General features: G+C 40.8%; 22 protein-coding genes and 1 pseudogene. 1 reads left to right on the forward strand and 22 read right to left on the reverse strand.

The features are described from left to right. Positions 1-52 precede the first annotated feature (52 nt). The 9 genes from hbs to AC0VYC_RS10455 form a co-directional block, all read right to left on the reverse strand. Positions 53-331 carry a non-specific DNA-binding protein Hbs gene (hbs, locus tag AC0VYC_RS10415; RefSeq protein ID WP_003215863.1) on the reverse strand — a complete coding sequence of 93 codons (279 nt, stop codon included), beginning with the start codon at positions 329-331 and terminating at the stop codon, positions 53-55. 374 nt (positions 332-705) lie between these two features. Further along, positions 706-2,184, reverse strand: coding sequence for a stage IV sporulation protein A (gene spoIVA / locus AC0VYC_RS10420; protein WP_008344534.1), 1,479 nt, complete (start codon positions 2,182-2,184; stop codon positions 706-708). A gap of 205 nt (positions 2,185-2,389) precedes the next feature. Next, a complete protein-coding gene (locus AC0VYC_RS10425) occupies positions 2,390-3,115 on the reverse strand; it encodes a hypothetical protein (protein WP_007500961.1) in 726 nt (241 codons plus the stop codon). Positions 3,116-3,133: 18 nt separating this feature from the next. After that, positions 3,134-3,337 (reverse strand): DUF2768 domain-containing protein, encoded by a 204-nt coding sequence (locus AC0VYC_RS10430; protein WP_024718503.1) that lies wholly within the window; start codon positions 3,335-3,337, stop codon positions 3,134-3,136. A gap of 266 nt (positions 3,338-3,603) precedes the next feature. Further along, a complete protein-coding gene (locus AC0VYC_RS10435; protein ID WP_024718502.1) occupies positions 3,604-4,641 on the reverse strand; it encodes an NAD(P)H-dependent glycerol-3-phosphate dehydrogenase in 1,038 nt (345 codons plus the stop codon). A gap of 14 nt (positions 4,642-4,655) precedes the next feature. Next, positions 4,656-5,966, reverse strand: coding sequence for a ribosome biogenesis GTPase Der (gene der / locus AC0VYC_RS10440; protein WP_008344528.1), 1,311 nt, complete (start codon positions 5,964-5,966; stop codon positions 4,656-4,658). A gap of 159 nt (positions 5,967-6,125) precedes the next feature. Then, a complete protein-coding gene (locus AC0VYC_RS10445; RefSeq protein ID WP_008344527.1) occupies positions 6,126-6,320 on the reverse strand; it encodes a capping complex subunit for YIEGIA in 195 nt (64 codons plus the stop codon). A 6-nt stretch (positions 6,321-6,326) separates the two neighbouring features. Beyond that, the gene (locus tag AC0VYC_RS10450) at positions 6,327-7,211 is read right to left on the reverse strand and encodes a YIEGIA family protein (protein WP_007500964.1); all 885 of its coding nucleotides are present in this window, start codon (positions 7,209-7,211) and stop codon (positions 6,327-6,329) included. After that, positions 7,208-7,810, reverse strand: coding sequence for a YphA family membrane protein (locus AC0VYC_RS10455; RefSeq protein ID WP_419145717.1), 603 nt, complete (start codon positions 7,808-7,810; stop codon positions 7,208-7,210). The genes AC0VYC_RS10450 and AC0VYC_RS10455 overlap by 4 nt, the downstream gene beginning before the upstream one ends. A gap of 118 nt (positions 7,811-7,928) precedes the next feature. Here AC0VYC_RS10455 and AC0VYC_RS10460 point away from each other — a divergent pair, with 118 nt between their 5' ends. Continuing rightward, on the forward strand, positions 7,929-8,060 hold the full coding sequence (locus tag AC0VYC_RS10460) for a YpzI family protein (protein WP_008344525.1): 132 nt from the start codon (positions 7,929-7,931) through the stop codon (positions 8,058-8,060). Positions 8,061-8,234: 174 nt separating this feature from the next. On the opposite strand, the pseudogene fni reads toward AC0VYC_RS10460, so the two are convergent. From fni to AC0VYC_RS10525, 13 genes and pseudogenes are all read right to left on the reverse strand, one after another. Next, positions 8,235-9,301 (reverse strand): annotated as a pseudogene (gene fni / locus AC0VYC_RS10465) (type 2 isopentenyl-diphosphate Delta-isomerase). A gap of 14 nt (positions 9,302-9,315) precedes the next feature. Then, positions 9,316-10,467, reverse strand: coding sequence for a 30S ribosomal protein S1 (gene rpsA / locus AC0VYC_RS10470; RefSeq protein ID WP_008344519.1), 1,152 nt, complete (start codon positions 10,465-10,467; stop codon positions 9,316-9,318). Between the two features lie 223 nt (positions 10,468-10,690). Continuing rightward, a complete protein-coding gene (gene cmk / locus AC0VYC_RS10475) occupies positions 10,691-11,368 on the reverse strand; it encodes a (d)CMP kinase (RefSeq protein ID WP_017359766.1) in 678 nt (225 codons plus the stop codon). Between the two features lie 71 nt (positions 11,369-11,439). Next, positions 11,440-11,622 carry a YpfB family protein gene (locus AC0VYC_RS10480; protein WP_008344514.1) on the reverse strand — a complete coding sequence of 61 codons (183 nt, stop codon included), beginning with the start codon at positions 11,620-11,622 and terminating at the stop codon, positions 11,440-11,442. Positions 11,623-11,685: 63 nt separating this feature from the next. Beyond that, the gene (locus AC0VYC_RS10485; RefSeq protein ID WP_007500975.1) at positions 11,686-12,333 is read right to left on the reverse strand and encodes a flagellar brake protein; all 648 of its coding nucleotides are present in this window, start codon (positions 12,331-12,333) and stop codon (positions 11,686-11,688) included. Between the two features lie 102 nt (positions 12,334-12,435). Further along, positions 12,436-13,785, reverse strand: a complete 1,350-nt coding sequence (gene ypeB / locus AC0VYC_RS10490; RefSeq protein ID WP_008344510.1) for a germination protein YpeB — start codon at positions 13,783-13,785, stop codon at positions 12,436-12,438. A gap of 16 nt (positions 13,786-13,801) precedes the next feature. Further along, a complete protein-coding gene (gene sleB / locus AC0VYC_RS10495) occupies positions 13,802-14,713 on the reverse strand; it encodes a spore cortex-lytic enzyme (protein WP_475388411.1) in 912 nt (303 codons plus the stop codon). Positions 14,714-14,845: 132 nt separating this feature from the next. Then, positions 14,846-15,502: a glutamic-type intramembrane protease PrsW gene (gene prsW, locus AC0VYC_RS10500; protein WP_008344507.1), complete on the reverse strand. Its 657-nt coding sequence runs from the start codon at positions 15,500-15,502 to the stop codon at positions 14,846-14,848. 155 nt (positions 15,503-15,657) lie between these two features. Next, a complete protein-coding gene (locus AC0VYC_RS10505) occupies positions 15,658-16,629 on the reverse strand; it encodes a YpdA family putative bacillithiol disulfide reductase (protein WP_475388413.1) in 972 nt (323 codons plus the stop codon). Positions 16,630-16,753: 124 nt separating this feature from the next. Continuing rightward, a complete protein-coding gene (locus tag AC0VYC_RS10510; protein WP_007500982.1) occupies positions 16,754-18,028 on the reverse strand; it encodes a Glu/Leu/Phe/Val family dehydrogenase in 1,275 nt (424 codons plus the stop codon). A gap of 196 nt (positions 18,029-18,224) precedes the next feature. Then, on the reverse strand, positions 18,225-18,803 hold the full coding sequence (locus AC0VYC_RS10515; protein ID WP_007500984.1) for a genetic competence negative regulator: 579 nt from the start codon (positions 18,801-18,803) through the stop codon (positions 18,225-18,227). Between the two features lie 164 nt (positions 18,804-18,967). After that, a complete protein-coding gene (locus tag AC0VYC_RS10520) occupies positions 18,968-19,756 on the reverse strand; it encodes a metallophosphoesterase (protein ID WP_061419508.1) in 789 nt (262 codons plus the stop codon). Between the two features lie 87 nt (positions 19,757-19,843). Next, entirely contained in the window at positions 19,844-20,296 is a 453-nt protein-coding gene (locus tag AC0VYC_RS10525; RefSeq protein WP_007500988.1) for a DUF2663 family protein, read from the reverse strand. Positions 20,297-20,331 lie beyond the last annotated feature (35 nt).

The following is a 20,331-nucleotide window of genomic DNA, read 5'->3' on the forward strand; positions in this document are numbered from 1 at the left end:
GTGTGAAACTGTATATGTATAACTCCTTCAATAGGATCATTACACATAACGATTATTTACCTGCCACCGCGTCTTTAAGTGCTTTACCTGGTTTGAAAGCAGGTACTTTGCTTGCAGGGATTTCGATCTCTGCACCAGTTTGTGGGTTACGTCCTTTACGAGCTGAACGCTCACGTACTTCAAAGTTACCAAAACCAATAAGTTGGATTTTGTCACCATTTTTAAGTGCATCTAAAATTGTATCAAAAACAGAATCAACTGCTTTTGTCGCGTCTTTTTTAGATAACTCGCTTGCTTCAGCAACCGCGTTAATAAGTTCTGTCTTGTTCATGCCTTTCACCTCCTCCCAAAAATATGCATTCAATAGATTGTTATCATTTCTTCACAATTCATCTTCTTTCTATACACTTTTTTTGAAAAAAAGAGCGTCTAGAAAGCGTCATACATGGCTTTTCATTAGAAAACTTCTCTTTGAAGGAATGTTTGTCCAACAAAGTGAAGATTTTCTGTAAGTAGATTAACACATATGAAATACCATATCAAGCATTTTAAAGGGAAGAATCCTTATTCGTCAAGGATTAAGGGCACTTTTGCGAACGAATATTCCTAATTTCAGCCTGAATCTGACTAATCTTTATACAATTGTCTTTTTATGACTTCACCCGCACGCAAAAAAAGACCCCCATCAATGAGAGGTCTCACATCCTATAGAATAATCGCGATCAGACCGCCTGATCCTTCGTTAATAATTCGTTCAAGCGTTTCCTTTAGTTTATACCTTGCATTTTCCGGCATCAGCGAGAGTTTTGCTTGAATGCCTTCTCTGACAAGCGAGCTGAGTGAGCGTCCAAATATATCGGAATTCCAGATAGAAAGCGGATCATCCTCAAAGTCTTGCATTAAGTATCGGACGAGCTCTTCACTTTGTTTTTCTGTTCCGATAATCGGCGCAAACTCACTTTCTACATCTACCTTAATCATATGAATAGATGGCGCGACTGCTTTTAATCTGACGCCGAATCTTGATCCTTGCCTAATGATTTCCGGCTCATCTAAACTCATATCCGACAAAGCTGGTGCCGCAATTCCATAACCAGTCTGCTTCACCATTTTTAAAGCGTCAGACACTTGATCATACTCCGTTTTCGCATGTGCAAAATCTTGCATGAGCTCAAGAAGGTGATCTTTGCCCCTAATTTCCACACCAACCACTTCTTTTAGGATATGATCATATAGATCATCCGGCGCATACAGATCAATTTCTGCGATCCCCTGACCCATTTCAATGCCCGCTAAGCCCGCTCTTTCGATAAAATCGAATTCACTGAACTGACCTACCACTCGGTCAACATCTCTTAATCTCTTAATATCCTTGACGGTTTCTTTCACTGAATCCTGATAACTCTCTCTTAGCCAATGATCTTCTTTTAGTACCATAACCCAGCTTGGCAGGTTCACATTCACCTCAAGCACTGGGAATTCATATAATGCTTCACGAAGTACACTGAGGACGTCTTGTTCTCTCATACTTTCGACACTCATCGCGAGTACAGGAATATCATATTTTTGACTAAGTTCCTGCCGCAGTGCTTCTGTTTCAGGGTGATAAGGTCTCACAGAGTTGATCACCATAATAAAAGGCTTTCCAACTTCTTTGAGTTCGTCAATGACACGTTCTTCTGATTCAATATAGTCATGTCTTGGGATTTCCCCAATTGATCCATCTGTTGTAATCACAACACCAATGGTTGAATGCTCTTGAATGACCTTGCGTGTACCAATTTCCGCTGCTTCATGAAACGGGATTGGCTCTTCATACCACGGCGTATTAATCATTCTCGGACCATTTTCATCTTCATACCCACGTGCACCAGGCACGGTGTAGCCTACACAATCGACAAGCCTAATGTTGACATCCAGGCCGTCACTCACGTGAATGGATGCCGCTTGATTTGGCACAAATTTTGGCTCTGTGGTCATAATGGTTTTTCCTGCTGCGCTTTGCGGCAATTCATCCTGTGCTCTTGCACGGTCTGCCTCATTATTGATATTCGGGAGCACCACGAGCTCCATAAACTTTTTAATAAACGTAGATTTCCCTGTACGAACAGCTCCAACGACTCCTAAATATATATCGCCTCCTGTTCGTTCAGCGATATCCTTGAAAATATCGACTTTTTCCAAGTGATCCCCTCCCGGACTTGCTATCCTCGTTTTCAAATAAAATACTCTATACTTCAATCAAACGGTGCTTGAAAGGTGTCAGGACAATATATGTGTATGACGTTGTCCTATTTGAATATGACACCTTTTTTGTTTTGAGAGTATGTTTAGCCATAAAAAAACCTTTCTCCTCATTTATATGCAGAGGAGAAAGGTTCATTCTTGTTTATGACGTCTTTTTTTCTAAAAAAGCCGGCTCACCTTTTTTGTTGATCGTATATGGAACGGAAAACGCTGGTACAAACGGGGTTTCCTGCCAATAGACATCTTGAATATTTTCACCTGGTTTCAGCTTTTGTTTCGTATTTTTCAAAATCTGGGCAAAATCACTGCGATAGTCAACATAGATTTCGCCATTTGAGGAAATCAGTAATGGAAGTGATTCACCCGTGACAGGGCTCGTCACTGTAGGCGGTGCTTTTAACCCTAGTTTTTTTTCATTTAACGTATATAAATCTTTGGATACTACTTTGCCATATGGCGGATATGTATGTTCATCTTGATATATTTTGATCCTTAGACGTAATTCACTGATCGTTTGTGTCATTTTGACATCAAGCAGTTTCACCGTTGGATTTTGTTCGACGTCTGTGAGGACATAGATATATTCGCCCCCGCCTTCAAAAGATGTCGACGGTACATCGTGTAAATATCTTGGTGACAGACGCTTAAAGTCAATGACATACTTCTGATAAATAGGTGTGTCGCCTTCTTTTGTTTCAATCGGTAAAAGGCCATTTGTCGCTTTTTGAAAGTCTTCAATCGCTGTCTGCACACTTTGCAGCTGCTCTTTATATGGCACGCGGTTTTCAGCTTTGCGATTCTCTGGATAGAGGCACCCCGTAAGTAAAATAAGTGTTAACAGCATGACACTGATTTTTGCTTTGATCATCACATTCTTCCTTTTTCTTTATTCATTGACCGGCCCGCTAACTACAACTAAAAACACAATGATACCTGATATGAGCATCAAGCTGTACGCAACAGTCGAAGCTGTTATTTTCAGAAATCGGCTCTTCAGCTTAAACCTACTCAAATAAATGGTTACAACGGCTAAAAACATGAGCCCCATTGAACCAAGCGCAAACCACATCTTGATTAAAGCAAAACTCATCGTGCCTGTCCCCCTTTAATATAAACGAATTGTAAGCGTTTATATTTCATTCTAAACCAAAATTAAGTAAAATATCAATCATTTTTCCAATCATTCAGAAAAAAGTGAATAAAAAAACTGAAGCAAAGAGGGGGACTCTGCTTCAGTCATTAGGTCGACTATTTTTCCTCATTCTGTAGAGGCAAAGCTCTATTCAAACTTCATTGTTATGTTATGCAAGTCTTCCCCTTCTTGCATCCTCTACACGCCTAAGTTCAGTCTTCCAATTACTTTGTTTGGTTTTCGAACATGTTCACAAGGTCTTCCATCTCATGTGTTTTCACACGTGCCATCAAGGATTCTACAGCATCGTCAACCTTTTTCCCTTCAAATAGGACGCCGTAAAGAGCCTCTGTAATCGGCATGCTGACCTTGTATTCTTTGGAGAGCTGATAAGCGCCTTTTGTTGTGCGGACGCCTTCGACAACCATCCCCATTTTTTCAAGCACTTCTTCGAGCTTATATCCTTTACCGAGTAAATTCCCGCAGCGCCAGTTACGCGAATGAACACTTGTACATGTGACAATCAAATCTCCAACACCTGTTAATCCGGCAAACGTAAGAGGGTTTCCTCCCATTTTTGTGCCGAGGCGGGCGATTTCAGCAAGACCCCTTGTGATGAGCGCTGCTTTCGCATTATCGCCATATCCGAGTCCGTCTGTGATCCCTGCCGCAAGAGCGATGATGTTTTTCAGCGCCCCGCCAATTTCCACCCCAATCACATCAGGGTTGGTGTACACTCTAAAATGATTGTTCATGAACAAATCTTGAACAAATTGAGCTGCTTCAATATTTTCTGACGAGACAGTAACAGTTGTCGGATGACGCAAGCCAACTTCTTCAGCGTGACTTGGTCCTGACAGGACAACCACTGCTTCCCTTTTCGCTTCTGGGACTTCTTGTTCAATCATTTGAGAAATTCTAAGAAGCGTATCTGGTTCAATTCCTTTACTGACATGAACAAATGGCACCTTTGACGTAATGAACTCATTGGCCTGTTTCAATACTTCTCGAATAGCCTTTGTTGGCACAGCGACAATAATCGCATCTGTCCCTTCTAGTGCCTGTTTCATATCTGTTGTCGCTTGAATAGACGCTGGCAATGCAACATTAGGCAAGTAATCATGATTTTCATGTTTCTCGTTGATTTGATCAATTAATTCTTGTCTATGTCCCCACATGTGTACATCATGATGATTATCAGCTAATACAAGCGCAAGAGCTGTTCCCCAGCTCCCTGCTCCAAGTACTGAAATTTTCTTCATCCTGCTCACCCTTTTTATTTTCTCGCTCTCGCAAATATTTTAATTGGTGTTCCTTCAAAACCAAATGCATCTCGAATTCGGTTTTCTAGGAAACGCTCATAAGAAAAGTGCATAAGTTCTGGATCATTTACAAACACAACAAAGGACGGCGGTTTGATCGCCACTTGTGTTGCATAGTAAATTTTCAGACGCTGTCCGTTATGGGTCGGCGTTGGGTTCATTGCTACGGCATCCATGATAATATCGTTTAGAATGTTAGTTTGAACGCGCATCGCATGATTTTCACTAGCGGTAATGATTGTTGGCATTAACGTGTGAATCCTCTTTTTCGTAAGAGCAGACATGAATAAGACAGGTGCATAATCAAGGAATTGAAAATGCTCGCGAATGTTTTGCTCAAATTCCTTCATTGTACGCTCGTCTTTTTCAACAGCATCCCACTTGTTCACAATGATCACAACGGCTTTACCCGCTTCGTGTGCGTAACCTGCAATACGTTTATCCTGTTCAATAATGCCTTCTTCACCATCAAGAACAACAGCGACAACATCCGATCGATCAATGGCTTTCAACGCACGGAGTACACTGTATTTCTCTGTTGTTTCATATACTTTCCCTTTTTTTCTCATACCGGCTGTGTCGACAATGACAAAGTCACGTTGGTTGTACGTAAACATTGTATCTACAGCGTCTCTTGTTGTACCAGCAATGTTGCTGACAATGACACGTTCTTCACCGAGCATCGCATTCACCAAAGAGGATTTCCCTACATTTGGGCGGCCGATTAAGCAGAACTGGACCACTTCTTCATCATACTGTGTATCTGGTAAGTTTTTGAAATGCTCTGCGACAGCATCAAGCAGATCACCTAGACCGAGTCCGTGCGTTCCAGAAATCGGATACGGTTCGCCAAATCCAAGTGCATAAAAGTCATACACGTCGCTTCTCATTTCAGGGTTGTCCAATTTATTGACAGCAAGTACGACAGGTTTTTTCGTGCGATATAAAATTTTTGCGACTTCTTCATCCGCAGATGTGACGCCATCTCTTCCATTGACCATAAAGATAATAACATCCGCTTCATCCATTGCGATTTCAGCCTGATGGCGAATTTGCGCCAAAAACGGCTCATCTCCAATATCAATTCCACCAGTATCTATTAAATTAAAGTCATAATTTAACCATTCAGCAGAGCTATAGATTCGATCTCTTGTTACACCAGGTGTGTCTTCTACAATCGATATTCTTTCGCCTGCGATTCGATTAAAAATTGTAGATTTTCCAACGTTGGGCCTTCCAACAATGGCTACGACAGGTTTACCCATAGTACCCTTCCTTTCAATCCAGCCGCGATTCAATATGTTCATCATCATGTTTCAACCGGGATTTATAATTTTCATTCAGTTTTATGAAATAAACCCTTCAAACATGAAGGGTTCAACTTATATATTATATCAATTTTTAATCAGACCACAATGAATAACTTAAAAATGTTTGACGATCAAGTAAAGATCTTCTCCAATGCCGTGTGCAATTCCATCTAAAATGGCCTCTAAATTCATGGCATACATGTCGAGCTCTTCTTTATTTTCACAGAAAAAAACGGCTGTTCCGCCAATGACCCGCTCTTTATTTGTTGTCGCCACAGCCAATATAAATTGTTCAATGGTGTTCGCCATGCCCTATTACCTCACTTTCTTTTTAATGAAATCTGTCGGCATTCTAATGGCATTTTCTAAAATAGGCACCTCTTCTAATACACGGACAGCTAAATCTTCACGCTGCCATTGCGGTAAAATGAATACGCCAAGTGTGCCATTATTCAGATCACGTTTTGCGAGCGGACAAAGCGATGGTTCACCAGAATCTCGGTATACACCAAGCACGTTGGATAAATCAAATAAGATAGCTTGCCGCTGCCCAAGGTTTGCGATGGTTGTGGCCGAGTTAAAATTCTTCGGAGTCAAGATGAACCCCATTCCATGCTCTAAAATCAATTTTTGCTTTTCAGGCAGCCCGATATTCATAATGTAAATATCATTTACGTAAAGTCCTGCGCCGTCAAAGCGAAGTTCCCCTTTTTGAATATTCACGATATCCTTTAATTGGCTCCCTGACATTAATAGTTTTGCCATGAAAAAACAAAGAATACCGACCACGGTCCCAACGACGAGCGAAAAGAAAATACAGGCGGTCGTTGTAATTAGGGCAGTAAGAATGGCAATATAATTTCGACTTTCAAAGGCGATCGCAATGCCTTCGATATATGTACTGCCTCGTGAGACAAGCTCATACGAATCCATTTGGGTCAATGTATTTCTTTCCATATTACGCACATCACGAAATTGCGTGGCTGCAAGCGTCAGAAAGGTAATGGCAGTGAATTCTTCCTGGATCAGTGCAGGCATAATAATAGCACCAAGGCCTGATGCGATAAAACCTAACGCAATGTGAATCACTTGTCCATGAATATATGTGGGATATTGCCGATAATCAGTTCTTAGCATATAAAGCCTAGCCGCCATCCCAAAGATGACACCAATAATCACAGGAAACGTGTAATCCGTCATGTTGATTTTGCAGCCCCTTTTACTGGTTTTCTAGATGAACGGGTGTTCAAGAGTTTTTCAAGCTGACCTACACCTAATAGAAAAACAGCTCCTTGAACAGCCATGGAAAGAAACGAGAGATCTCCTATGACAATGGAAGATGTGAGGCGATGAATCGTAAGCGCATAAAGGGCTTCCCCCAGACATATAGCCATCATCCATAAAGTGATCCGTTCCGTTAACTGATGCCCATATGTTAAACACATCAAGATCAGCAAGGCAAATACAACCCAGTCCACCTTTATTATCGTGAACCAAACTGGATCATATAATGCAAAAATCATAAAAAAGGCATACGCACTGACCATGGAACCTAATTGCATGATTCGCATGATTCGATGAGCAGGCCGAAAGATCACGAATGACATGCAAGCATATAAAAAGGTCATCAAAAATCCTGCATTGATCCTAATGTCTAAAATAGAAACCATGACATGACTGCATATAATATGAATGAGAACACATACGCCCAGCACATTGCGCCACGTGCTTTTCTCCATGATAAATGTCACCATAATCCAAACGAACCATATTGACCAATAATAGTACAATGCCTCCAACCCTCATCACCTCAATTACATTATGGGAAAATCTCCAATTTTTAAACATATGAGAAGGTGCGGGATTTGCATGAAATAAACAAGAGGTGACACCCTAATAGTTGAGGAGGGATGTATGATGGGTAAGGATAGACAGGAAAAACGCCTAAAGGCATCAAGAAGAGTTGAATCTGACCGCGATCAATCCATTCATCACAAAGGGGCAACAACTTTAGAAGGCCCGGAAGACGCTCGCAAAAGAAATCAATAAAAAAAGACATGTGATTACCACATGTCTCAGCGTGCAGACAAACCCTCGCATTCAGTGTCAGTCCTGCGCATTGTGCTCACGAATGTCAAATTCGCTCCGCAAAAAGGAGCTGTCTTTCATAGACAAAAAAAGTTTTCTTTCACGCTGAAAAGAAGACAAAGGGCTACATTTCATTTAGTCCTTTGTCTTCTTATTTCTTAAACTATAGTACGTAGTATCCACGCCTCTTTCTTTCAGCCAATGACTTGTTTCCCCTGTAAGCACAATCGGAGCTTGCCTTAGCTCCTCAATTGTTTTCATGCCAAGTACTGTCATCAACATCTTCACATCATCTTGTAGATCAATGATATCAGAGATGAGGCCCTTTTCTCCTCCACTCGTCAGGGATTTTAAGAAAAAGCCGGCTAATCCAACGGCAGACGCACCAAGAGCAATTGATTTTGTCACATCAAGTGCATCTTGAATGCCTCCAGAAGCTAGGACGGTTTGATCTGGAAAGGCTGTATGTACTTCAGCCAGACTCGCTGCAGTTGGAATTCCCCACTGGTCAAAATAGCGAAGTGCTTTTTGACGGCGCAAGTTCTCGATTTTAGAAAAATTCGTTCCCCCAAATCCACCTACATCAACAGCAGCAACTCCAGCATCAAATAATTTCTTTGCTGTTTCCTTACTCATCCCAAATCCAACTTCTTTGACGACAACAGGCACCTCAATTGATTCAGCAATGGCTGAATCCGCTCAACAGCACCTCTGAAATCACGATCTCCTTCAGGCATGACAATCTCTTGAATCACGTTTAAGTGAATTTGAAGCATGTTTGCCCCCAGCATGTCAACGGCATCCCGTGCTTGCTGAATTGTCGCCTCACTGCCCAAATTGGCAAAAACGAGTCCATCTGGATTCACCTTTCGAACCACTTCATACGTACGACGTTCGTCTGCATCTTTCAGTGCAGCCATTTGTGATCCGACTGCTACTGGAATATTGGTTTCCTTCGCTGCGATAGATAAAGAGCGATTAATCTCATAGGTCGATTCTCCGCCTCCACCAGTCATTGCATTGATAAAAATTGGCGAACCGAAAGTCAGTCCGCCAATTGTCGTATGTGTATCAATTTGTGATGTCGCAAGATCTGGTAAACTGGCGTGAACGAAGGAAACATCTTGTAAACCTGTTGCTGCATGCTGGCCAGTCGACAAAGCATGCTCAATATGCTGTTTCTTTCTTTCTGCTCGCGTCAATTTTGATCACCAAATTATTTTAGTTTATTGAGTTTATCACCAATCAGGTCACCAAGCTGGAATCCGCTTGTATTTTCTTCTTTCGCCTGATATTGACGGTAATCCTCTTCGATTTGTTTTTCAGGATTCTCTTCTAATTCACGAATGCTAAGTGAAATGCGCTCTTCATCTTCATTGACATCAAGCACTTTCACTTTCACAGTCTGCCCTTCTTCAAGGACTTCTTGAGGAGTACCGATATGTTTGTGTGAAATTTGGGAAATATGCACAAGTCCTTCTACACCTGGCAGAATTTCAACAAATGCTCCAAAGCTCACAAGGCGTTGAACGGTTCCTTCAAGAACATCACCTTGTTTTACCTTTTCGCCAATTTGGCTCCAAGGTCCTGGTAATGTTTCTTTAATAGATAGTGAGATACGTTCGTTATCGCGGTCAACAGCAAGAACTTTGACTTTCACTTCCTGTCCTTCTTCAACAACGTCAGATGGCTTTTCGACATGCGCATGGGATAGTTGAGAAATGTGAACTAATCCATCAATGCCGCCAATGTCAACAAATGCACCAAAGTCAGTCAGGCGCTGCACTTTTCCATCAATCACACTGCCTACTGCAAGCTTTTGCAGGAAGTCTTGCTTCTTGTCTAATTGTTCTTGCTCAACGACTGCACGATGCGATAGAATCACGCGGTTTTTTTCGCGGTCAAGCTCTACCACAACAAGCGAGAGTGTTTTTCCTTTGTAGTCAGTGAAGTCTTCTACATAGTGTGCCTCAACAAGAGACGCAGGAATAAATCCGCGAACACCAATGTCGACCACTAGACCACCTTTGACAACGTCTTTTACTTCTGCTTCAAATACTTCTTTTGTTTCAAACTTTTTCTCTAGGTCTTCCCAAGCGCGGTCTGCATCAACAGCACGTTTCGATAAAATCAAAGCATCGTCTTCGACCTTTGTTACTTTAAGCTCTAACTCGTCGCCATCTTTCACGACATCTGATGCTTTTTCAACGTGAAGACTTGATAATTCACTGATTGGGATGATCCCAGGTTGTTTCACATTGACGATATCTACATTGACATGCTTGTCCTCAACTTTAGAAACAATCCCTTTCACTACATCTCCAACCTCTGGTACCTGAACATCGATTTGATTCATTTCCTCTGTCATTTCGATAACCTCCTTGGTCCAAACCTACACAGCTTAGTTAAAACGACTGGGTGAATATGTGTCCTTAGCATGATGATTGCCAGCCGAATATGTATTATAGAAACATTCAAATCAACAGAATTGCTTGAATGATCAATAAAAATAGTATTAGTATAAACTTCTAATAAAAGACCTTGTTTGTCAAGAGATAAACCTCTAACTTATAAAAGTTTTCTAAAATTTCTTACTGTTTTTCTACACGCTCTGCTGCATCTAAAATTTTACCTGCAACCTCTTGAATAGAAAGGGAAGTCGTGTCAATTTCAATGGCATCATCTGCTTTCTTCAGCGGTGATACCTCCCGCTCAGAATCAAGCTTGTCACGTCTTGCAATCTCTTCGATCAGCTGATCGTAATTGACATCATAGCCTTTTTTCTGATTTTCTTCAAAACGACGTTTTGCTCTTTCCTCTACTGACGCAAGCAAGAAAATTTTCACTTCTGCATCTGGAAGAACATGCGTGCCAATGTCTCTTCCATCCATGACGACACCGCCTCGGTTCCCCAGCTCTTGCTGCCTGCGGACCATTTCTTCCCGGACAGCTCTATGCTTTGCAACAACAGAGACTTGATTGCTTACGCGGTCTGTTCTGATGTCTTCTGTGACATCGATCGTGTCTAAATGTACTTTTTGACCTTCGTCAGTTGACACAAGTTCAATGACTGTGTTTTTCAATAACGCATCAAGTGCCTGTTCGTCTTCAAGGTCTACGCCTTGATTGAGTGCTGCAAGTGTAATTGCGCGGTACATCGCACCTGTATCGATATAAATATATGATTTTTTCGCTGCGACAATTTTTGCCACAGTGCTTTTTCCTGCTGCAGCAGGACCGTCAATTGCGATAGATAATTTCTTTTTCATAATACCTCTCCTTGATTGAATCTCCCTTATGAATTGTAACACGATCACCGCTCAAACGGGGGAATTTTCTATCAATCCTTTTGCTTAAATGTCTCAATCCAATCTTCAATGCTCATGTTATTCACACCCTCGTATTGTACGACTTTTGACAAAAATAGTTCTCCTTTCGTCAAGTGAAGGGTGACCTGAACCGCCAAAAGCAGAATGAGCTGAATGAGCACTGCTTTGAATAGCCATCTTTCCATTGTTTTCATACAAAAAGCCTCCAACGCTAGATTCTTTCTCTCTAGTATGGAAGCTTTTGACAACCTTTATTCTTATACTTTTTTCACACGTGTTAGAAGCTGCTGCTGGAAGCAATACTTCATGATGTGTTGCTGGTGGTCGTTTGTGATTTCAGTAAATTCCATGATCGCTCTTGTTTTCCCCGTCTGTTCATCTTGATAAACACGATTCATTTCTGCAATCGCTTTAATTTTCACTGGTTCTTTAAGTGAAAGTTCAAACTCTGTGACGACCTCGCCATATTCTTTTAGTGAGACACCTTCTGGAACAGCAATTGCTACACCGCCAGCACTCATATTGACAATAAATGTGTCGAAGGTTTCTTCACCATTTTGCGTAATGGACGCTTTCACCATCGTATCCACTCGAAGATATTCTCTTCGCTGAAGCCGAATCATTTCTTCTTTTGGCGGAATCGAAACGACAATCATCGGGATATCTTCTTTTCTTTTCCCAATGACTTTGCTTGTACATTTGTATGGAATTTGATTTTCATCGAAAAAGAAGACGGTGATTTCTGTTTCTTGATTTAAATAGATCGTGCGCCCCGTTTCTTTATCAGCTGGATAATTAATGCAAATATCATCGTTATTATTTTCCAAAACTTTCGATTTTGCAGTTTTCACTTCTTTGTTCTCATTGACATACTCAATTGTGATTGCATCCCCTATTTGTAACATTCCTCATCACTCTTTTCATCTGTGAAATCGTATCCTCTCTTATATTAAACCATGTATAAAACAAAAGGAAAAGGCTTAATCGCCTTTTCCTCGCTTCCTTTTCTATAGGTCTTTATATATAGGTTCTGCATTTTTTAGTTTATCTACTCTTTCTTCTTTTCCAGTATCTGCATTAATGAACATTCGGTACGTGTCGTTTTTAATGGTTCCTAAAAACTCATAGCAGAGAACTTCCTCTGACATATCATTTTGAACAAGAGCTACATGTGTATCCTCGATCTTCACATGTTTATTTAAGGTCTTTTCAGCTTCTTTTCGAGAAATCTTTGGTGCTTTTATGTCACGTTTTCTGTGATTCATTAAATAGTCTTTCGCTGAGAATCCCACAACCTCACCATCATCTAAAGCGACTTTCATTCGAATACTATCTGGATAAAGCAATACGTTATTCTGTAAAGGGACATAGGTAAATACGCCGATATTATCAAATTGCGCACTCTCATCTAAATGAAATGATTCGGTATCGAATCCATGCTTCTTTAAGAAACTTAGTGCTTTTTCTGAGGCATCATTTAAACTGATTTTTTGTTTTTTCACTTCACGGTTCTGAAGAAGATAGACAGGATGGCCGCCTTTTTCAGTCAAGTCTAAATAAAAGTTTGCCCGGTTGTCTGGGTCAGACATTGACAGGCTGTAGACATCACGGTTCGTTTTACTCCCACTTTTTCTCACCTTGAAATCTTTGTTATGGTCAGGCGCAAATTGCTGGGCGATACGGATCGCTTCTTTTTTTGAAATCTTTTGCCCTTTTAAGTGATTGTAGCCTTGCGTTTCTGATTCAGTTGACACATTTGTAGGGCCAAGATCAACATCTGCAAACGCATCAGCATTTCTTTCAACGGTTTTTAATCCGTCAATGATGGTGTTGTCGTTTTTTCGATCTCCATCAGCCAGTGCCATTTCAACATCCATCCATTTTAAATTTTTGTTGAGTACGAGATGCTGCACTTGTCTAAGTTCGTTTTGAATATCTGCCGCTTGATCATATAAAGTGGTAATGGTTTTGTGTGTATCTTTGTTTAATGGTTCATCTGATAAAGATTTAAGTGACGATTTGTAGCTAAAGTCACCGACATTCGCTAGAAACTCTTCTGTTTTGTTAAAAGGCATCAATGTGAGCGGAAGCTGACTGACATTGTTATGCGCTTCTGATGACATTCTCCATACATCTGCCAGTGCTGGAGATATAGATGTTTGGCTATTCATCGCAAGTGTTGCGCCAAGTTTATCGTGCAGCTGATCGACTTGATACGTTAAATCATGGAAGGCTCTTTGATAGTTGTTCTCTGCATGAAGCAGTACTGCATCTTTTTCTTGATGCTCTTTATAGCCCCAGTATCCTGTTGAGATGACAGCAATTCCTAAAATAGCAATCAATATTCCTCTGATCATTTATTTACACCTCTTTTTATTCACAGAAAATATGTTTCCCGATTCGTTTAATTTGTGGTCTTCCCCAAATCCATGGGCTTGTTGCTGTATCAGGATTAAAGTAATAAACGGCGCTTTCAGATGGGTCCCAGCCATTAATAGCATCAAATACTGCCTTTTTAGCGGTTTCATTTGGCGCCATATAAAATTGTCCATCTGCTACAGCAGTAAACGCAAGCGGTTCAAAAATGACACCAGCAATCGTGTTTGGAAAGGTCGGGTTGTTTAAACGGTTTAAGATGACGGCTGCGATCGCTACCTGTCCTTCATAAGGTTCACCTCTCGCTTCACTATAAACAGCTTGTGAAAGAAGCTGAATGTCATTGCTTGAAAAACCACCTGGCATGTTGGCTGCTGTTTGTTTCGGCGTTTGATTTGCTTGACCATTTCCTGACTGCTTCCCAGTCGAGCTGTTTCCTCCGCTTTGATTTTTTTGATTCTCTTTTGCACCTTGTGCTGTCTTTTTTTGCGTGTTTCTTTGCGCAGGAGCCTTTGTTTGCTGATCAAGAGGTTTCCCGCCATAATGCGTAAACTGATTCCCTTTTTGCAGCTGCTGCTGCACAAACTCTTTATAGTATTTCGTCTTTTGAACTAATAGGTTTTTTGTTTTTTCCCCTACGAGTCCATCGACTTTCTTTACACCAAACTGGCTTTGAAAATTGCGCACGGCCCAGTAAGTTCCCCAGCCATACACCCCGTCTATTTTTCCATTGTAAAAACCATTGTATTGGAGCCTTGCCTGGAGCTCGACGACATCTTCTCCTGTAGCTCCCCGCTGAATCACTTGATTCGTGAAAGCTTCACTTTTTTCAGCTGTCATCAATGAAGACGCGAGCAGAACAATTGAGAAGATAAGGACGATTTGTTTCATGAAACGAGCTTTGTCCATATTTGATCCTCCTGTACTTTTGATGTTTGAATATATGTTTCTTCCGATCCCTATTTTTATACATTCATCACAGGAGGGAATTGGATGGAAAAGACAAAAAACGCCCTAAAGACGTATAGGACGTTTTCCAATTTAAATTTGTACCATCTTCACCGCACGGGCTTTTTTGGCTTTCCGCAGACCAAACCACCATAAAAAAATCATGAACGGCAACATAATATATCCCCAATTTTTCATGCCAAGAAGAATGAAATCATATAAGCCATGAAAAAGGATAGGAAGTATTAAAGAGAGAATCAGCCATTTTCGCTGCTCTTTTTTATCAGAAAAGCGAGCTTTACCTATATAAAATCCCATCACCACACCAAATAAAGCGTGGCTTGATACAGGCAGCAAGGCACGTGTAAACGCGTACTCTACCCCATGACCCACTAAGTACAAAATATTTTCAAGTGTCGCAAATCCAAGTGAGACACTTGTTCCATAGACAATCCCGTCATAGTGTTCATCAAACTGTACGTGCGCATAGACACTGACCATTAAAATAAACCACTTTAATGATTCTTCTAAAAAACCCGATGTCACAAATGAAATCACGATAGGATTCGTGGCGATATTTTCCTCTTGGAGGACATACTGAATAAACATGGTTGGAAACACAAGTATGACACCTAGCATAAAAGATCTGATGACCATATGAACCGGCTCATTGTCGTATTGATCTTTCAAATAAAAATAACTTAAAAGTGCGATGCCGGGAGCTAAACCTGCTGAAATGATTGCGATCATAATCAGACCTCTTTCCCTACATTATCCTTTATTATCGTACCACGAATCACCCCTTTTTTATATGACTCGAGCCCATTTTCCCAAAAATAATCTTCTATATAATCCCAATTTACATAAAAAAGAACTGAATCCCTTAGAAGGACCCAGTTCTTTTTTTACCCGTTGATTCTTTTGTTGATTTCTTCTGCAATTAACCCGCCATGAAATCTTCCATTTTCAATGAAAATTTCGTTGGCGTTGTTACCAGCTGCAATGACCCCTGCAATGAAAATACCTTCTACATTTGTTTCCATTGTTTGTTCATCAAATGCTGGGCGGCCTGATTCTGGATCGATTGTTACACCCATTTTTTCTAAAAATGAATGATCAGGATGATAACCTGTCATCGCAAACACATAATCACTTTTCACTCGATCCGTTTGGCCCTGCTGGTTTGTAAAGACAATATCCTGTTCTGTGATTTCCTTCACCTCTGCACCGAACTCCATTCGAATGGTGCCATTTCGAACAAGCGCTTCAAACTCTGGTAAAATCCAAGGTTTGATGCTGGATGAATATTCAGTTCCTCTATATAAAACACTCACCCTGCTTCCGCATTTCACAAGTTCCAGGGCAGCATCAACACTAGAGTTCTTCCCGCCGATCACCGTCACATCTTTATCAAAGTAGGGGTGTCCTTCTTTAAAATAATGATACACATGAGGAAGGTCTTCCCCTTTTACATTCATATAGTTAGGATGATCATAGTAGCCAGTCGCAATCACAACATAGTCACATGTATAGTCGTCTTTTGATGTATTTACCGTAAAACGGCCATCTTTTTTCGTCACAGCGTTTACCTTTTCAAAAGCATTCACACGAAGGCTTTTTCGTCTGACCACCTCTCGGTAATAGGAAAGCGCCTGAATACGAACGGGTTTCCGATTTTCAGTGATAAAAGCGACGTCACCGATCTCAAGCTTTTCACTTGTACTGAAGAAGGTTTGGTGTGTAGGGTAATGATAAATACTGTTGACCACATTGCCCTTTTCAATCACAAGTGCATCAATCCCAATTTGCTTGAATGCAATGGCAGCTGATAGACCGCACGGGCCGCCTCCTATTATGATCGCTTTTTCTTGTTTCATTTGTTCCACTCCTGTCGTTTCACTGCAATAACAATTGCTGGGCTGTTTGATTCTTTGCATGATTCCATAAAAAAATCTCCTATTTAAGGATAGGAGATTTTAAGGCGCGATGCAAATAAGTCGCTTAAATCCAGCCTCTGAATCGAGAAGCTTCAGCCATTTTACGTACACCGACCATATATGCTGCTAGTCGCATATCAATACGGCGGTTTTGCGCCATTTCATAAATATTATTAAATGATTTCACCATCATATCTTCTAAACGAGTTTCTACTTCTTCTTCTGTCCAGTAGAACCCTTGGTTATTCTGAACCCATTCAAAGTAAGAAACAGTCACTCCACCCGCACTTGCAAGTACGTCTGGAACAAGCAGTACACCACGATCTGAAAGAATTTTTGTCCCTTCCAATGTCGTTGGTCCATTTGCTGCTTCTACGACAATTTTGGCTTTAATGTTCGCCGCATTATCTTCTGTAATTTGATTTTCAATGGCTGCAGGTACTAAGATATCACAATCTAGCTCAAGCAGCTCTTGGTTTGTAATTGTATCATTAAATAATTTAGTGACGGTTCCAAAGCTGTCACGTCGGTCAAGCAAGTAGTCAATATCGAGACCATCTTCATCATACAAACCGCCGTAAGCATCTGAAATTCCTACGATTTTCGCTCCGGCATCATACATAAATTTAGCCAAGTAACTTCCTGCATTTCCGAATCCCTGAACGACAACACGAGCCCCATTGATGTCAATTCCTTTTTTCTTCGCCGCTTCTTTAATACAGATCGTTACACCTTTTGCCGTTGCAGTATCACGTCCATGTGAGCCTCCAAGAACAATTGGTTTTCCTGTAATAAATCCTGGCGAGTTAAATTCATCAATTCTAGAATACTCATCCATCATCCATGCCATGATTTGAGAGTTTGTAAACACATCTGGTGCTGGAACATCTTTTGTTGGTCCAACGATTTGACTAATTGCGCGTACATAGCCGCGGCTTAGTTTTTCAAGCTCCCTAAATGACATTTCTCTTGGATCACAGATAATACCGCCTTTTCCTCCGCCATAAGGAAGATCCACAATACCACATTTTAAACTCATCCAAATTGAAAGCGCTTTTACTTCTTTTTCAGTAACGTTCGGGTGGAATCGAATTCCGCCTTTTGTTGGACCGACAGCATCATTATGCTGCGCACGATAACCAGTGAAAATTTTCACCGATCCATCATCCATACGTACTGGAATTTTGACCGTTAATAGGCGAATTGGCTCCTTCAGCAATTCATACACTTCTTGCGGATAGCCCAATTTATCAAGCGCTTTATGTATGACGGTTTGAGTTGACTTTAAAACATCTAGCTTATCTTCTGCGTTATGAGCGGCGTTTTGATCGGCTGCCATTAAAATAAACCCCCTAGAAATCTTTCATGATCTACTGCTCCCTTTCAAGCAATAGTATACACCTTCGTACTGGTAAAGCAAAGGTAAAAAGCGTTTTTTATCAAAATAAAATATCAGCGTTTATAAATATAAAAATGGATATAAAAAAATACTGTTGTTTCATCACAACAGTATTAAATATAATAGAAAAAAGTGATTAAAAATACAGTTGAATCGTTTTCACTGCATCTTCCTGCATGATCACTTTTCCGTATTCTTTTAACCGGTGAATGGTTAATGTCGTCGGTGAACCGAACTCCGCTAAAATAGAAATGACCGTATCTGCAGACAGTTCTTCGAAATCATCTAGGCTGAGAAAATATTGACCTTCATAATGGTAAACTGTACCCCCTAAAAGTCCAATACGACTTAAACTATGGGACAGTTGAATCACATCTTCAAACGAGGCAAATTGATAGAGCACATGCTTGCTCTCGTCGAGCTTGACTTGCATCTCAATGTAATCTTCATCAAACTCATCATCAGCATCTTCCTGCTGACTCTTTGTCACAATGACGACCATCCCCTGCGCCTGAAGAGAAAATACTTCAACAGCAATCGGTCCATTCGCTTCAAAACCGAGCTCCTGATTCGCTTCGTTCATCATGTCTTTAAACAGCTGATGAACTTTGAACGAATCTTTCCAAAGGTCTTCTTTCGTAAGACCTCGGTCTGTCAGATCATCTAGTGTGAGAAAAATTTTGATTTTATTATAATTCAGACGCTCTAGCCGCATAACGTTCCCTCCTGCCTCTTCTAACACACATCATACTGTAGTATATGAGATGATGAGTCATAGGTTCTTAATTTTGTATTCAGTTTACACTGTGTCAAGACGGAAGACAAGCATGAAGCTATGCTTACGGTGACTTTTATGGAAAATATTGATGGGGCATCAACTTAGCGCGTTTTTAGCGGCATTAAATAGATCAGATGGGTTTCTGGTTCTGCTCCAAGACGCATCGGAATCTTTGTTGTTCCGTAACCATTACTAATCAGAAAGAAAGCACCTTTGACTTGGCCTGTTCTTCCTTTTTCATACGGACCAAATTTCCCAATGCGAATTTGACCCCCATGGGTATGACCGCTCAAAACGAGATCAATTCCCTCTTCTTCACTCATCAAGTGATGCACATCTGGGTTGTGTGATAAAAGGATATTCACGTCTTCTTTGACAAACTCCGGCCGTATCGCTTCATAATCTGCTTTTTCAAGCCGGATATCATCGATTCCGCCTATTTTAATGGGCTGTCCTTCAAAATCCCACACAGCCGTCTCATTTTGCAATGTCGTCACCTGATAGGTATGGAGGAGGTCTTTGAGTTTTTGCTGATGCAGCTCATGGTCGTTATTCCCCCACACAAAATACACCGGGGCAATCCTTGCTAAACGTTTCACATTTTCTTCGACTCTAGCATATGGGACTCCCTTTTCAGCTAAGTCCCCGCCGATCATAATGACATCAGGCTGCTGCTCTTCCACTTCCGCTAATAAAGTATCACTAATTAGACGGCGATGGGTATCAGAAATAAAGAAAATGACTGCAGGTCGATCTGACTGAAGTCCTTCTATTGTAAAGTAATGCTTTTTGATGTTGTTTTGTTTTGCCGTTTTCACCATTTTCGCTGTTACACACACACCTGTTGTCACAGCCGCTATGGCAGCAGTAAATCCGATGGCATATTTCATTATGAATGACTCCCTTGTATCAGCTTTCTTTTATAGGACGCTTGAATGAAAAAAGACGTTTCAACTGTTTAAACGTCTTTTGCTCATTTATTTACTTTCATAATAGAGGTTGATATCATATTGCGTCTGCATGAAGTGAAAAACGGCCTCGCGCTCTTTCCACTGATTTGATTGAGGCCATAAATCTGTGCTTTTCTGTATAATTTCACATCTGAGCTTATGATATTCATCCTCAGCCTTTTCTTCTTTTTTCTTATAATAATACGATGCGTAAAAAGCAAACACTTCAGCCATGATCCAAAACAGAAACACCTCATGGCCAAGCAATGTGGCAATCATCGCTTCCGGCTGCAGGGAGCCCCCGCTATTAGCTGTTATCACAAAATAAAACAGAAGAATCGCAAGTGATAAAAGGGCTGTCCATTGCCACCTTTTGCATTGTTTTGCAAATCCCTCGTATTTGCGTTTCCTTTTGATCAATGTTTCAATCATTTTCTGTGTCGGCTGATCCATATAGCGGCTGATTGCGTGCAAAGTCATCACATACACCCTTGTCCCTTTTTTCTACATATGTA

The sequence above is a fragment of the Bacillus sp. iso_77 genome, assembly GCF_056173625.1.

Coding starts and splice junctions, on each gene's coding strand:
- hbs (WP_003215863.1), bottom strand. CDS start 331: ATGAACAAGACAGAACTTATTAACGCGGTTGCTGAAGCAAGCGAGTTA.
- AC0VYC_RS10425 (WP_007500961.1), bottom strand. CDS start 3,115: ATGATCAAAGCAAAAATCAGTGTCATGCTGTTAACACTTATTTTACTT.
- AC0VYC_RS10430 (WP_024718503.1), bottom strand. CDS start 3,337: ATGAGTTTTGCTTTAATCAAGATGTGGTTTGCGCTTGGTTCAATGGGG.
- AC0VYC_RS10435 (WP_024718502.1), bottom strand. CDS start 4,641: ATGAAGAAAATTTCAGTACTTGGAGCAGGGAGCTGGGGAACAGCTCTT.
- der (WP_008344528.1), bottom strand. CDS start 5,966: ATGGGTAAACCTGTCGTAGCCATTGTTGGAAGGCCCAACGTTGGAAAA.
- AC0VYC_RS10445 (WP_008344527.1), bottom strand. CDS start 6,320: ATGGCGAACACCATTGAACAATTTATATTGGCTGTGGCGACAACAAAT.
- AC0VYC_RS10450 (WP_007500964.1), bottom strand. CDS start 7,211: ATGACGGATTACACGTTTCCTGTGATTATTGGTGTCATCTTTGGGATG.
- AC0VYC_RS10460 (WP_008344525.1), top strand. CDS start 7,929: ATGGGTAAGGATAGACAGGAAAAACGCCTAAAGGCATCAAGAAGAGTT.
- rpsA (WP_008344519.1), bottom strand. CDS start 10,467: ATGACAGAGGAAATGAATCAAATCGATGTTCAGGTACCAGAGGTTGGA.
- cmk (WP_017359766.1), bottom strand. CDS start 11,368: ATGAAAAAGAAATTATCTATCGCAATTGACGGTCCTGCTGCAGCAGGA.
- AC0VYC_RS10480 (WP_008344514.1), bottom strand. CDS start 11,622: ATGAAAACAATGGAAAGATGGCTATTCAAAGCAGTGCTCATTCAGCTC.
- AC0VYC_RS10485 (WP_007500975.1), bottom strand. CDS start 12,333: ATGTTACAAATAGGGGATGCAATCACAATTGAGTATGTCAATGAGAAC.
- ypeB (WP_008344510.1), bottom strand. CDS start 13,785: ATGATCAGAGGAATATTGATTGCTATTTTAGGAATTGCTGTCATCTCA.
- sleB (WP_475388411.1), bottom strand. CDS start 14,713: ATGGACAAAGCTCGTTTCATGAAACAAATCGTCCTTATCTTCTCAATT.
- prsW (WP_008344507.1), bottom strand. CDS start 15,502: ATGATCGCAATCATTTCAGCAGGTTTAGCTCCCGGCATCGCACTTTTA.
- AC0VYC_RS10505 (WP_475388413.1), bottom strand. CDS start 16,629: ATGAAACAAGAAAAAGCGATCATAATAGGAGGCGGCCCGTGCGGTCTA.
- AC0VYC_RS10510 (WP_007500982.1), bottom strand. CDS start 18,028: ATGGCAGCCGATCAAAACGCCGCTCATAACGCAGAAGATAAGCTAGAT.
- AC0VYC_RS10515 (WP_007500984.1), bottom strand. CDS start 18,803: ATGCGGCTAGAGCGTCTGAATTATAATAAAATCAAAATTTTTCTCACA.
- AC0VYC_RS10520 (WP_061419508.1), bottom strand. CDS start 19,756: ATGAAATATGCCATCGGATTTACTGCTGCCATAGCGGCTGTGACAACA.
- AC0VYC_RS10525 (WP_007500988.1), bottom strand. CDS start 20,296: ATGACTTTGCACGCAATCAGCCGCTATATGGATCAGCCGACACAGAAA.